Raw genomic sequence first — 14,111 nt, forward strand, 5'->3', positions numbered from 1 at the left:
ATTTTTTCGCTCAAAAAGATATTAGACTTGAATTAAGATTATTTTCAAGTGAAATTTTAACAATTGGTTCACCAGCTAAAAATCTTTTAACTATGTTTAATCTTTGATCTATAGTTCACTTTTTATTTCGTGGTTTTTTCTTAAGACCTTCAACTCCTAATTTGTTATAAATTTTTTCTCAAAAATTTACTGGATTTAAAAAATTTTTCTGACTTGTATTAGCAAAATCAGGCTTTTTAATTTCAATTCCTTTTTTGTATTTTTTTACACATTCTAATTTAAATTCTAATGAATATTTCATAAAAAAACCCCTTTTCTATTTTTCTAAGAAAAGGGGATCTGCTCATTTAAAGCTATTTTTTTGTTTTTAAGATATAAAATTATCTTCTTGGATTGTTGTTTCCTCTTCCTGTTCCAGATCGATTTCCAGTAGTAGATGGATAACCAGCACCATTTGGATTATTGTGTGGTGTGCTAGGTCTATTTTTATCTGCCATTTCTCACCTCCTTTCTTTTTTTGTTATTTTTTAGCTCAATTACTTAAAAGTTTAATCAAAAAAAAAAAAAAAAAAACAAGTAAAAAATATAAAAAAATGAGCAAAAAGCTCATTGGTCAAATTTGATATGGAGCAAGTGAAGGGAATCGAACCCTCACAATCAGCTTGGAAGGCTGAAGTTCTGCCATTAAACTACACTTGCAGATTAATTAAATTATAACAGAAAAAAATAAAATTGTTAATTTTTTTCTAAATTATTTAATCCTTTATTGTGACAAATTCTGCATCTTGCTTCGTATTCGTCTAAATCTCCAATAACTTTCAATTTATTGGACTTAATAGTTCTAAAAGTTGTAGAAGCTGCATTTTTACAAATTACGCAAATAGCTTGCAATTTTGTAATATGTTCAGCCATCGCTAATAAACTAGGCATTACTCCGAAAGGACGTCTTAAATAATCTTGGTCTAAACCGCAAATAATCACTCTAATTCCTTGATTAGCTAATTCTTCAACATAAGGTACTAAATCTTTATCAAAAAATTGAGCTTCATCTATTGCGATTGCTTTGTATTTTGATTTTTCAAATAAACTTTTTATATCTGCTACTGTTTCTACTACATATGTAGGAATTTTAGTACCAGCACGGGAAACTATTTCATTTGTAGAAAATCTAGAATCAATTCTTGGCTTTACAGCTAAAGTTTTGACATTAGCATAAGATAATGTTCTAATCCTTTTAATTAGTTCATCACTTTTTCCTGAAAACATTGGACCAGTAATTACTTCAATAGTTCCATCTGAAAATTTTTTATACATAGTTTGTCCTTTTAAGTTATAGAGTAAATAAAATTGTAAACAAAAAAATAATTTTGAAAAATATTTAAGTAATAAAAAAATCTATTTACAAAAAATGAGAAAAAATTAAAACTTAAATATAATTTCTATTTATAATTTTTTATAATTTATTAAAATAATAAAAAAAATAAAGAAAAATTAAACAAGATAAAAAATTTTACTAAATCCTACAATACAATTTTAAAATCAACCTGCAATGAAATTTTTACTAATTCTTTTTGTGTTATAAAATATAAGAACAATTAGTGCAAAACATTATATAAAATGCATAAAGATTATATAAAAAAGAAAAGCAATCTAAATTAACATAAAAAAATTATTTTAATTAGTCTACTTTTTGTAAAATATATAGCCCCTTTTATATAACTATAGATACTGAAATTTCAAAAATAAATACTATAAACACTTTGATTTTTGCTTTAAAAACTAAGAAAAATTTTTAAACTTTTGTTATGATAGACACTATAAAATATGTTAATTTTTTAAACTATAAACTTAAGAAAAATAAAGTGTTTTTTTAACACTTTCTTTTTTGCTTATTTGTTTTATTTTATTTGTTACTCAAATATTTTTTCTTCAATTTGTTCTAAAAACTTTTTACTTAAACAATGATCTTAATTTAACAAATATAGATAATATTATTTCAAAAATCAACAAAATAATTCTTAGTTTTCTAGCAGTAATATTTATAAATTTATTTTTTATAATTATTATTTACATTAGAAATAAAAGTGTTTTTAAAAGAAACAATCTTTTACTGCGAGGTTTATCATTGCAATGTGAAGTTTCTTGAAAAAAGAAGGATTTTTTAATTAATCATCAACTTCTTAATTAATTTCAAGATTATAAAATTAAAGAAAAATTAAATATTTCTTGATTTGAACTTATTTGATCTAGTTTATGATTTTCAATCACTAAAAGAAAAACAAAATATAAAGATTTTTTATTCGAAACTATGTGCAGGAATGAGTTAGCTGAAACTTTTAAATTAAATATTGCTAAAAAAATAGATTTTTCAGAAGTTTTATATGTTAACCTTAAAAGAAAACATAAATATATTTTGATTTACTCTTTAGTGAGTGTAATTAGTTTTGCTATTTTAATTAGCAGTATTACTTCTATAATTGTGTCTTCTGTTTACATTTCTTATTTAAATAAAATTTCTAAATTGGAACATCTCTATTTTCTTTATAATTTTCAAATTGTTTTTATTTGTTTATCTGCATTTTCATTTTTAATTTTTGGAATTCTTCAATGACAAGTTGCTTCTACAGACTTAATTGAATTTTATCTATATTCTTCACTTATTATTTCATATCTTAAATTTAAAGTTGATATTAATGAATTAGAAAGCAATGAGCAACTGAAAAAAACTTTATTTGTTTGTATTAATACAGAAGCGGAATTAATTTTTCTTAAAGTAAAAATAAACAATTAATAAAATATGTTTTTAAAAGATCAAATTGATATTATAGAAAATATTTTAGATTTATAATAAATTAAAATCTACATCAGTGAGATGAAGATTAATAAAATTTGAATCTAAAAAATTAAATATATTATATTTCTTGTCTTTTTAGTTTCTATTTTCTCTTTAATTCTAACGACTTGCTTTTATTTAATTCTTACTATTATCTTGCGTTTATTCACTAATCCAAAGAAAATAAAAAACTTATTTTTTGGACAATTATAGCAATAAAATAATTGTTATATTTTTGTTTTCTCTTATTCTTATCTTAATAATTTTTTTAATTTTTGTTTCAATTATTGTAAAAACTAAGAAAAAGAAAATTCTATTAGATTTTAATGAATAATCTATGAAGAAAATTAGCGATATTTTAGTAAACAATTTTTCTTTTATAAAAAGTATTGAAACACAAGAAACTGAAAGATTACAATTACTCAAAAAAAAGAAAAAATAAACTCATTACGTAATATTGATCTTAATTTAAAAAAGATGTTTTCTGCAGTTTATTCTTTTAATTATACATATATGGAAAGTTCTTTTAAATTAACAACAGATAAAGGTTTTGTATTTTATTTAAAAAATACTCAAACTCCTCAGCTTAACAAATCTTATAAAATGATAGTGACTGTAGAGTTTAATAAATCAAAAATAAATGAAGAAAAAAGAAGAATTTTAGAAGAAAATAATTTTGTATTTGTTGAAGAAAATAAAGAAAACATTATTTCTGAAAGTCCTTTTGGAGCATTAAATGTTTTTGAATTTAATATAGAAAAAATAACATACAAAAATGTTTTAAATTTTTTAATTTTGAGTATAGAAAATAAAGTAAAAAATATTAAAAAATTTGTAGATCTTATGGAAAACTAGAATTTTAATTAATATATAATTTAATAAATGAAAAATAAAAAAAACAAAATACCACAAGATTTTTTGGATGAGGTTTTATTTAGATATAAATTTAATATTTGAAGAAAAAGACTTGTAAATTGTAAATTTGAAAATAAAAGATTAAATTATATTTTTAATTTTTTTTACTTTGCATCTTTTGTTTCTGCATTAAGTATTGTTCCATTTTTAATAATACCTTTAATTCTTTATATAGCTAATCACAATTCTGATCAAATGACAAATTATGCAATTTTACAGCTTTTATTTACAGCTCTAGGAATGCCTCTTGTTTCTATTGTTTTTTGTTTTATTTGTATTATTATATATAAATGAATTCCGAATAAAAAATATGTTTTAAACTTTAACAATTGATCTATAAAAAAATGGTAATTGGGAGTAGTTATCAATTTAATTATGTAAAAAATTTCGACACTGCACAAAGCAATTTAGAAATATTTATGCAAAAAACAGACAAAACATTTTGAACAACAAAGAAAGAAAGAAAAAGATCCTGAATATTCTTTCGATCCTTTTATTTTTAATACAACTGATATATCAATTCACTTTAAAATTACAACTATAAATGGTATTCTTTTTTATTTAAAACAATCAACAATATTATCCAAATTAAAAATGTTTGAAAATGAAAATTTTTTAATAATAGATTCTGAATTAATTAACAAAGAACAAGAATTAGAATTGGAAAAAACAGGTTTTAAATTCTTTCAAGAAAAAGAACAAAAATTGTACTTTTATACTCCTTATAATAGATTTAATCTTTTTGATATTATTATCGAAAATCCTTCTTATTTGAAGTTAAAACAGAAAATTATAGGAATTCTAGAGCTAAAATTAAAACAACTAGATGAAATAGCAAAAAATTATAAATAATTAATTGAAAAAAGTTATGAAAAAACATTACTTGATATAGGAAATGTATCTCAAATAACAAGTATTGTTGCATCTGCACATCAATATGCTAATGTTAATGTTGGTCAAAATCCTGAACTCTCGCAAGTGAGACCAATGATGATAGATTCAGGTGTAATTTCAGATTATATACCATTGGGAAAATCGGAAAATTTAAATTGAGCTAATGAATTTGATCAAAAATTTAAAAAAATGCAAGATTTTGTTCAATTTGTTGATTTTTCTAAAAACAAAGAAATTGAAAATTTGTTAAATTCTAATTTAAAAAATTTCAATAATAGATATGAAAAGAATAAATTTAAAAATGAATTTTACAAAAATTTAAATTCAATAAAAAATAAACAAATTAATTTATCAGAAATTAGAACTCAATATATAAAATTTTTAAATCCAAATTTTTTAACAGAAAATGAAGAAATTTCAACAGAAAATAGCTTGAAAGTTCAAAAGAATAATGAATTTAATAATTTAAATCAACTAAATTACTATAATAATGTAAAAAATAATAATTCAAGCAATAATTTATCTCAAAAAGAACAAGAAAAAATAATAGAACAAGCATTAAAAGATCCAAAAATAAAAGCTGAATTTTTAAAATTACAAAACGAAGCAAAGATGAGTATCATAAAATTTGATGATTTTTTAAATAAATATCAATCTTTGTATGTTGCTAATAAAGTATTTAATATAATTTCTGAAACTTTAGCAAGTGCATCTTGAGCCTTATTTTTATCTTATTCTGCTGCTGCATTCTGAACTTTTGGTGCTACTATTCCCTTCGCAGTAAGCCCTGCATTACAATTTTCAATAATGACAATTTTTGTGTATGAGTCTTTTGAATCACAAAAAGCAATGGAAGTAGATTTAAATAGGATAAAAAGTTTTAGAAACTCTACAGAATATGAAAAAATTATCAAATTTTCTGCGATGACATTTGAAGAATTTAAAGCTAACTTTAAAAAAGATTTAAAAGCTAAAAAACCTGATTTGATTTTTATTTACAACATTTTAAATTTAGCTACAAAAAACTCTGCTGTTAAAGTTTTGGTAAATATATTACACAAAATTTAAAAGAGATAATTGCTTCAAAAATAGTTGAGAAATTAAGCGGTGATCCTGTTTTTCAAAAGCACTATCAAAAGTAGTATTTAAAAAAACGTTTTTTTCTGCTTCTAAACCAATAATAAAATTTTCTACAACCATTGGAACTAAAAGAGCTATATTATTTACCACTTCTTTTGCAAATCCTTTAGGAACACTTATAAGTTCATTAGATACTTTATTATCTGGAATTTCTCTTGTAACTAATATCGCAATCAATTATCAACTCAAATATTATGATTAAATATATTTCTAATAAACCACTTTTTAAATACGTTCTTTTTTTTAATTGAAAAATAAAACAAAATAAATTAGTTTATTTACTTGTTTCAATCTTTTTGCTTTTGTTTTGGCTTTTTTATCATTTGGATTGATTTTAGACTTAAATGTTAAACCTTATGTGTTAAACAATTACATTGCATTAAAAACTGAGAATTTTCCTTTTTGATTTGTAGAAATTTTTCCACTAGTACTTTTTATTTTATCTTCATTTTCTTTGTTTTTTTGCTTGAAAAAGTAAAAAATATTTAGAAAAAATAACCTTTATTTAGAAGGATTGTCTTTACATTTTGAAACTCAATTAGTTCAAAAAAGAATTTTTAATTAAAAATAATTTATGAACAGAATTTGAAGAATTTAAAGAAAAAAAGGGCTTGAAAATTTCAAAATTTGACTACGTTTATAATGGTTCTGTATTATTAAGTTTACTTAGAAAAATTAAGTTAACAAGTTATGTAAGTATAAAAAAGTATTCACTAAAAGAAATTGATGCATTTGCAAACGATTATAGGATAAGAGATTATAAGGTAAATTATTTAGAAGAAATTAAGTCTTTGTACAAAAATTTATTAATAATGACTATTGTAAATTCATTTTTACTAATTAATATCTGCGTTTTTGGATCAATGGTTTTTTTACAAACTATTTTAGAATTTGTAATTTTTAAATTCATAAAAATAGAAGGTCATATTTATTTAAATTTTTATTTAAATGTGAAACTATTTACAACAACATTAATTTTATTTTTAATGTTCTTAGCTTTTTTTTGAACTTTAAGTTTTACATATTTTAGAAACTATCTAATTATTTATTACAAAGTTTTTACAGTTGCATTATATGATTTTGAAAAAGTAGACAATTTTGAAGAAAACGAAGATTTTAAAAACAGCATATATGCTTGTTTTAAAGAAAAAGAAGTGTTTTAATATTTTAAATTTATAGCACCTATTTTGCTAATTATATTATTTTTTTAATATAGAAAAAAAATGGGCTAAAATTTAGATATTAATAGAGGTTTTATGGAAAATATTCTTAAAAAGTTAGAAGATGTAAAGAACAATACAGATAATTTAGTATTTTCGCATATTGCATCTTATTTACTATCGAACTTAAATAATATAGACACTATGAAAATTGGCCTAATTTCTAAACATTCTGATGTCTCAAACGGTTCTGTTTCTAAATTTATAAAGCATTTGGGTTTTAAAGGTGTTAAAGATTTTTTACCTGAGTTAAAACAACAATTAAAATTTTATGGAGTCTCTTCTGATGCTTGTAAAAAACCTTTGGAAAAAAATTCAAGATACTTACAATATCATAATTTAATAAAATCAAATCTTGACTATATTTTTGAAGTAAATCAAGAATCCATCTTAAAAGCAGTAGAACTTTTAAAGCGTTATAAATACATTTTACTCTTTGGACGTGGAGCTAATTTAGCTGTTATTAATGTTTATGCAAACTATTTATCTAAACTAAATTATTTTGTTAATTATTCTTTTGATTTAGATGTTCAAAAAAAATGAACAGAAAATGCAAATGAAAATTCTTTATGCATTTTCTTTTCCTTTTCTTCGCTAACTCCTAATATTGAAAAAATTTTTACCGAAATTAAACAAAAAGGAAATATTAAAACTATATTGTTTACTGCAAATAAAGATTCTATGATGGCTAAAAGATCGGATGTTATTTTATTAACTAAAAATAATGAAGATTTATTACTAAATCATACAAATTCAAGAATTGGTTTTAATTATTTATTTATGCAAATTTTAAATTTATTAGCTTAAAAGTAAAAATTTAGGAAATTTTAAACAAAAATTAAGAAAATAAAAAAGTGGCACTTTTTGCTTGTAAGTGCCATTTTTTATGTTATACTTTTGCTATCATATGAATTTAATCGATATTAAAAAACAAAATTAGACACATTAAAGGAGTATAAAAATGGCAAAAGAAATTATTTTAGGAATAGATTTAGGAACAACAAATTCTGTTGTTTCTATAATAGAAAATGGTAAGCCAGTTGTATTAGAAAATCCAAATGGAAAAAATACAACACCTTCTGTTGTTGCTTTTAAAAACGGAGAAGAAATCGTAGGAGATGCTGCTAAAAGACAATTAGAAACAAATCCTGACGCAATTGCTTCAATTAAAAGATTAATGGGAACAGATAAAACAGTAAAAGCAAATGGAAAAGACTATAAACCAGAAGAAATTTCTGCAAAAATTCTTTCTTATCTAAAACAATATGCAGAGAAAAAAATTGGTAACAAAGTTTCAAAAGCAGTTATTACTGTTCCAGCTTACTTCAATAATGCACAAAGAGAAGCAACAAAAAATGCAGGAAAAATTGCTGGCTTAGAAGTAGAAAGAATTATTAATGAACCAACTGCAGCTGCTTTAGCTTTTGGACTAGAAAAAACTGAAAAAGAAATGAAAGTATTAGTTTACGACTTAGGTGGAGGAACATTTGACGTTTCTGTATTAGAACTTTCAGGTGGAACTTTCGAAGTTTTATCAACTAGTGGTGATAACAAACTAGGAGGAGATGACTGAGATCATGTTATTGTTGATTGATTAGTTGACAAAATTAAAAAAGAATATGAATTTGATCCTTCTAAAGACAAAATGGCTTTATCTCGTTTAAAAGAAGAAGCAGAAAAAACAAAAATTTCTTTATCCAACCAATCAGTTGCTACAATTTCATTACCATTTTTGGGTATTGGACCAAAAGGACCTATTAATGTTGAGTTAGAACTAAAAAGATCAGAATTTGAAAAAATGACAGCTCATTTAGTAGATAAAACAAGAAAACCAATTATGGATGCTTTAAAAGAAGCAAAATTAGAAGCAAAAGATTTAGATGAAGTTTTATTAGTTGGTGGATCAACAAGAATTCCTGCTGTTCAAACAATGATTGAGCACACATTAGGTAAAAAACCAAATAGATCCATTAATCCAGATGAAGTTGTTGCTATTGGAGCTGCAATTCAAGGTGGTGTTTTAGCTGGAGAAATTAACGATGTTTTATTACTTGACGTTACACCTTTAACTTTAGGTATTGAAACATTAGGTGGAATTGCTACTCCATTAATTCCAAGAAACACAACAATTCCTGTTACTAAATCACAAATTTTCTCAACTGCTGAAAATAACCAAACAGAAGTTACAATTTCAGTTGTTCAAGGAGAAAGACAATTAGCTGCTGATAATAAATTATTAGGTAGATTTAATCTCTCAGGAATTGAACAAGCACCTAGAGGAGTTCCTCAAATTGAAGTTAGTTTCTCAATTGATGTTAACGGAATAACAACTGTATCAGCAAAAGATAAAAAAACAAACAAAGAACAAACTATTACTATTAAAAATACAACCACCTTATCTGAAGAAGAAATTGAAAGAATGGTAAAAGAAGCTGAAGAAAATCGTGAAGCAGATGCTAAGAAAAAAGAAAAAATTGAAGTAACAGTTAGAGCTGAAGCTTTAATTAATCAATTAGAAAAATCTCTAGAAGACCAAGGTGATAAAGTAGATGCTAAACAAAAAGAAACTTTAGAAAAACAAATTCAAGAATTAAAAGACTTGGTAAAAGAAGAAAAAATTGAAGAATTAAAAACAAAATTAGACCAAATTGAACAAGCTGCACAAGCTTTTGCTCAAGCTGCAGCACAACAAGCAAATACTTCTGATACTTCTTCAGATGATCAACCAATTGAAGCTGAAGTTAAAGAAAATTAATTTCCAAAAACAGTCTATAATATAGGCTGTTTTTAATATGAATTATTTAAATTTAAATCTAAAGTAGTATAATTAAAAAGATTCTTTTAAATAGAATAAATTTAATCTAAATACTTTAAAATCAAAGGAAAAAAATGAAAAAAATAGCTATAAATGGATTCGGAAGAATCGGTAGATTAATTTTAAGAAGAATACTTGAACTAAACACAAAAGAACTAGAAGTTGTTGCAATCAATGACTTAACAAGTGCACCAGTTTTAAAACATTTATTTAAATATGATTCTGCACATGGAACATTCCAAGGTACTGTAGAAGCAGTAGGTGATGACAAATTAGTAGTTAATGGACACGAAATCAAAATTTTTGCTCAAAGAGATCCAGAAAACTTACCTTGAGGAGAATTAGGAGTTGATTTAGTTGTTGAATCAACAGGATTTTTTGCTTCTAAAGAGGGAAGTGAAAAGCACTTAAAAGCAGGAGCTAAAAAGGTTCTTGTTTCAGCACCAGCTGGAAATGATGTTAAAACTATTGTTTATAACGTAAACCACGACACAATTACATCAGAGGACAAAATTTTATCCGCTGCTTCATGTACAACAAATGCACTAGCACCATTAGTACACTTTTTAGATAAAAAATTCGGAATTAGCCACGGATTTATGACTACAGTTCACGCTTATACAGCTGATCAAAGATTACAAGATTCACCACACAAAGATTTAAGAAGAGCTAGAGCTGCTGCTTATAATATTGTTCCTTCTTCAACAGGGGCAGCAAAAGCTATTGGTTTAGTTGTTCCTTCATTAACTGGAAAATTAGACGGAATTGCTATTAGAGTTCCAGTTATTACAGGGTCATTTGTTGACTTATCTGTTGAATTAAAATCAAATCCAAGCGTTGAAGAAGTTAATGCCGAAATGAAAAGAGTTCAAAATGAATCATTCCAATACAACGAAGATCAAGTTGTTTCTTCAGATATTGTTAACAATACACATGGTTCCATTTTTGATGCAACATTAACTAAATTTATAGATGTAAATGGAAAAAGATTATACAAACTCTATGCTTGATATGACAATGAATCTTCATTTGTTGCTCAATATGTAAGAGTTGCTTTACACTTTGCAAAAAAATAATTTTTTAATAACATTTAAATATAAAAACTATTAAAATAAGAAGTGATATTTTACTTCTTATTTTAATTTCATAGGACAAAATGAACACTCAATCATATACAAAAACAGCTATTAAAAACAACTTTAGAATCTTTTTATCTGATTTTACACAAGTAGCAAATGATATTATCAAAAAACAAAAAACAAATAAAGTAGCTGCAATTATTTTAGCAAGTGCTATTGCTACTTTTGGGCCTTTATCCAGAATCATAAATTCCAAAAATCAAAAAACTACTACACTTTTAAAATCAGAAAATATTGACTCTTTAATTGTAGATTCAAATAGTAATGGAAATATTCGAGCAATGTTTTCACACGATGACTTTGCTTTAGAAATAAAGGATTTTTCACAACTTAATTATTTACAACTCCTTGAAAAAACTGTAGGCAATAAAGGATTTTTAAAAGTAGTTAGTCAAATAAATGAACAAAATTACGGAGGTCAAGTTAATTTACAAAAAGGTAATCTAATTAGTGATTTAGCTTTTTACTTTAATTTATCTGAACAAGTTGCTTCTGCAGTTAAATTATTTTTAGAAATTGATGCCAATGGGAAAATTATCAAAGCTCAATCAGCCATTTTTCAACTTCTTCCAATTCACAATGAAGAAGACATAAATTGACTCGAAAGTCTTTTAAAACAAAATTCTTTGGAGAATTTGGGTCTTGAAAAATTTGAGAACTTACTAGATGTAAAAATATTAGATAAAAAACTCTGACAATACAAATGTAGTTGTTCAAAGCAAAATACCAGAAATTTATTAAAACTATTATCTAATGAAGATGTTGAAAAAATCCTTCAAAAACAAAGCAAAATTGAACTCATTTGTCAGTACTGCAAAAAAAATTATCACTTTAATAAAATAGATTGAAAATTGGAAAATACTGAACAAACTATTTCTTGTGTTGAATCTTTCACAGGTGGAGGTTTTGCTTCTAAAATAGTTTCAACTCCAGGAGCTTCCAAATATTTTAAAGGTGGTTTAGTTGCCTACACAAACGAGATTAAAGCAAAATTAAATATAGATACTTCAAAAGGAGTTGTTAATAAAGAAACTGCTTTGGCAATGGCAAAAAATGGCAAAAAATTTTTTAACTCCACATTTTGTGTTTCTTTCACAGGAAGTGCAGGCCCAACTGCACAAGAAGGAACTAAAGTAGGTCAGGTTTTTATCGCAATTAACAATAAAGTTTGAGAACTTAACTACAAAGGAACAAGAAAACAAATAATTCAAAAATCCATTAATTTTGCTTTAAATAAACTTAAAAAAATGGTAAATTTTACTTTATAAAATGAAGTAATTTGTTAAAATATTAAGTACTAAAACTAATCATATGAATTAGTTAGATACTAGGAGAATAATATGCTAAAAAGAGAATTATTAACTGAATCTTCAGAACTAAAGATTACACTTCAACCAGAAGAAGCATTATGAAAAAAAATGCAAGCAAAAGCAGAAGCTAAATTAACAAAAAATTTAAAAATTGATGGATTTAGAAAAGGAAGTGTACCTCCAAAACTTGCTAAAAAACACATTTCAGAAGCATCTATTTTAAGAGAGGCAGTGTCTTTAATAACTCCAGAATTAGAAACACAAGCAAGACAAAATGTAATGGCAGATGATAATGTCTTAGATGGTCCGATCTACAAAATTGAAGACATTTCTCAAACCAAATTAGAAATAAGTTTTTTATATCCAGTATATCCAACATTAAATTTACCTGACTACAAAAATTTAAAAACTAAATTTGTTGAACCAAAAGTTAGCAAAGAAGATGTTGATAAACAAGTTCAAAAATTACTTGAATCAGGAGCTGCATTTCAAGAATCAAAACAACCAGTTAAAAACTCAGACATTGTAAATTTCAATTTTAAAGGGTTTATTGATGGTAATGCATTTGAAGGTGGAGAAGCTGACCATTTTGATTTAAAAATTGGTTCAGGTAACTTTATTGCTGGATTTGAAGAGCAATTAGTTGGAATGAAAAAAGGTGAGAAAAAAGAAATTTTTGTAACTTTCCCTGAAAATTATCATGTAACTGCTTATGCTGGAAAAGAAGCTAAATTTAAAATTAAGATTAACAAAATTACAGAGTTGATTCTTCCTAAATTAGACGAAGAATTTGTTAAAAAATTAGCTTTAGAAGATGTTAAAACAGAAAAAGATTTAAGAGAATATTTATCAAAATTAACATTTAATGAAAAACTTGAACAAAACAGAGTTGCATTCCAAAGAGAAGCATTTGCTGAAATTCAAAAACAAGTACAAATTCCTATTTCTGAAAAATTACTTTTAAATGAAATGAAAAGATTAGAAAAATTATTTGAAAGTAATTTAAAATCTCAAGGATTTACTCTTAAAGAATACTTAGAAATTACTAAATTTACAGAAGAAGATATCAAACTTCAAATGAGAACTGAATCAATAAATCTTCTTAAAAATGCGTTCATTTATGCAGAAATTTCTAAACTAGAACAAATTTTTGCTAGACCTGAAGACTATGAATTTGAATATGGAAAACTAGCTAAGTTTTATAAAAAACCAGTAGAGGAAGTTAAAAAAACATTTCCTCTAACTCAATTACAAGTTAACATAACAAATTCCAAAGTTTTAGATAAATTAATTGAATATAATTCAGATAAAAAATCTAAAGTTTCTTCAGAAAAAGAAGACAGAAAAACTACTCCTAATTCAGACAAAACAAAAGCAAAAGAAACAAAAACTAAAACAAAAACATCTGCTAAAACAACAACTGAAGTTAAAAAAGCAAAACCTAAAAAAGAAGCAACTAAAAAATCCAATCCAAAATCCAAAGCTACAAAATAATTCAATTTAATAATAAAAAAACAACAAGTATGAGCAGATCCCCTTTTCCTAGAAAAATAGAAAAGGGGATTTTTTATGAAATATTCATTAGAATTTAAATTAGAATGTGTAAAAAAATACAAAAAAGGAATTGAAATTAAAAAGCCTGATTTTGCTAATACAAGTCAAAAAAATTTTTTAAATCAAGTAAATTTTTGAGAAAAAATTTATGACAAATTAGGAGTTGAAGGTCTTAAGAAAAAACCACGAAATAAAAAGTGAACTATAGATCAAAGATTAACATAGTTAAAAGATTTTTAGCTGGTGAAACAATGATTAAAATTTCACTTGAAAATAATCTTAATCCAAGTC

12 protein-coding genes, 1 tRNA gene and 2 pseudogenes are annotated in these 14,111 nt (G+C 24.3%); 11 read left to right on the forward strand and 4 right to left on the reverse strand.

The annotated features are described in order from the left end of the window. The 3 genes and pseudogenes from F801_RS0103540 to F801_RS0103555 form a co-directional block, all read right to left on the reverse strand. A pseudogene (locus F801_RS0103540) lies at positions 1–301 on the reverse strand (IS3 family transposase); the annotation flags it as partial. 324 nt (positions 302–625) lie between these two features. After that, positions 626–699: transfer RNA gene (locus F801_RS0103550), tRNA-Gly, on the reverse strand. Positions 700–735: 36 nt separating this feature from the next. Continuing rightward, positions 736–1,314, reverse strand: a complete 579-nt coding sequence (locus tag F801_RS0103555) for a thymidine kinase (protein WP_013302434.1) — start codon at positions 1,312–1,314, stop codon at positions 736–738. Between the two features lie 994 nt (positions 1,315–2,308). On the opposite strand from F801_RS0103555, the gene F801_RS0103565 reads away from it, so the two are divergent. From F801_RS0103565 to F801_RS0103590, 4 genes are all read left to right on the forward strand, one after another. Continuing rightward, positions 2,309–2,791 carry a hypothetical protein gene (locus F801_RS0103565; protein ID WP_015084299.1) on the forward strand — a complete coding sequence of 161 codons (483 nt, stop codon included), beginning with the start codon at positions 2,309–2,311 and terminating at the stop codon, positions 2,789–2,791. A gap of 555 nt (positions 2,792–3,346) precedes the next feature. After that, positions 3,347–3,688: a hypothetical protein gene (locus F801_RS0103575; RefSeq protein WP_015084301.1), complete on the forward strand. Its 342-nt coding sequence runs from the start codon at positions 3,347–3,349 to the stop codon at positions 3,686–3,688. A gap of 654 nt (positions 3,689–4,342) precedes the next feature. Beyond that, complete coding sequence (locus F801_RS0103585) at positions 4,343–4,600, forward strand: hypothetical protein (RefSeq protein ID WP_014335736.1); 258 nt, start codon at positions 4,343–4,345, stop codon at positions 4,598–4,600. Between the two features lie 135 nt (positions 4,601–4,735). Next, positions 4,736–5,710, forward strand: a complete 975-nt coding sequence (locus F801_RS0103590) for a hypothetical protein (RefSeq protein ID WP_230493934.1) — start codon at positions 4,736–4,738, stop codon at positions 5,708–5,710. On the opposite strand, the gene F801_RS0103595 is transcribed toward F801_RS0103590, so the two are convergent. Next, complete coding sequence (locus F801_RS0103595) at positions 5,696–5,959, reverse strand: hypothetical protein (protein ID WP_020104664.1); 264 nt, start codon at positions 5,957–5,959, stop codon at positions 5,696–5,698. The two genes, F801_RS0103590 and F801_RS0103595, sit on opposite strands and share 15 nt — an antisense overlap. 434 nt (positions 5,960–6,393) lie before the next feature. Here F801_RS0103595 and F801_RS04105 point away from each other — a divergent pair, with 434 nt between their 5' ends. The 7 genes and pseudogenes from F801_RS04105 to F801_RS0103630 form a co-directional block, all read left to right on the forward strand. Further along, on the forward strand, positions 6,394–6,945 hold the full coding sequence (locus F801_RS04105; protein WP_020104665.1) for a hypothetical protein: 552 nt from the start codon (positions 6,394–6,396) through the stop codon (positions 6,943–6,945). 93 nt (positions 6,946–7,038) lie between these two features. Further along, positions 7,039–7,809: a MurR/RpiR family transcriptional regulator gene (locus tag F801_RS0103605; protein ID WP_013302428.1), complete on the forward strand. Its 771-nt coding sequence runs from the start codon at positions 7,039–7,041 to the stop codon at positions 7,807–7,809. A 154-nt stretch (positions 7,810–7,963) separates the two neighbouring features. Then, on the forward strand, positions 7,964–9,757 hold the full coding sequence (gene dnaK, locus F801_RS0103610; RefSeq protein ID WP_013302427.1) for a molecular chaperone DnaK: 1,794 nt from the start codon (positions 7,964–7,966) through the stop codon (positions 9,755–9,757). A gap of 134 nt (positions 9,758–9,891) precedes the next feature. Further along, on the forward strand, positions 9,892–10,893 hold the full coding sequence (gene gap, locus F801_RS0103615) for a type I glyceraldehyde-3-phosphate dehydrogenase (protein WP_013302426.1): 1,002 nt from the start codon (positions 9,892–9,894) through the stop codon (positions 10,891–10,893). An 80-nt stretch (positions 10,894–10,973) separates the two neighbouring features. Next, a complete protein-coding gene (locus F801_RS0103620) occupies positions 10,974–12,224 on the forward strand; it encodes an Hsp33 family molecular chaperone HslO (protein ID WP_015084303.1) in 1,251 nt (416 codons plus the stop codon). Between the two features lie 72 nt (positions 12,225–12,296). Then, positions 12,297–13,760, forward strand: coding sequence for a trigger factor (tig, locus tag F801_RS0103625; RefSeq protein ID WP_014335739.1), 1,464 nt, complete (start codon positions 12,297–12,299; stop codon positions 13,758–13,760). Between the two features lie 75 nt (positions 13,761–13,835). Continuing rightward, positions 13,836–14,111, forward strand: a pseudogene (locus F801_RS0103630) (IS3 family transposase); the annotation flags it as partial.

The sequence above is a fragment of the Mesomycoplasma hyorhinis ATCC 17981 genome, from assembly GCF_000383515.1.
In the GTDB taxonomy this organism is placed as follows: domain Bacteria; phylum Bacillota_I; class Bacilli_A; order Mycoplasmatales; family Metamycoplasmataceae; genus Mesomycoplasma; species Mesomycoplasma hyorhinis.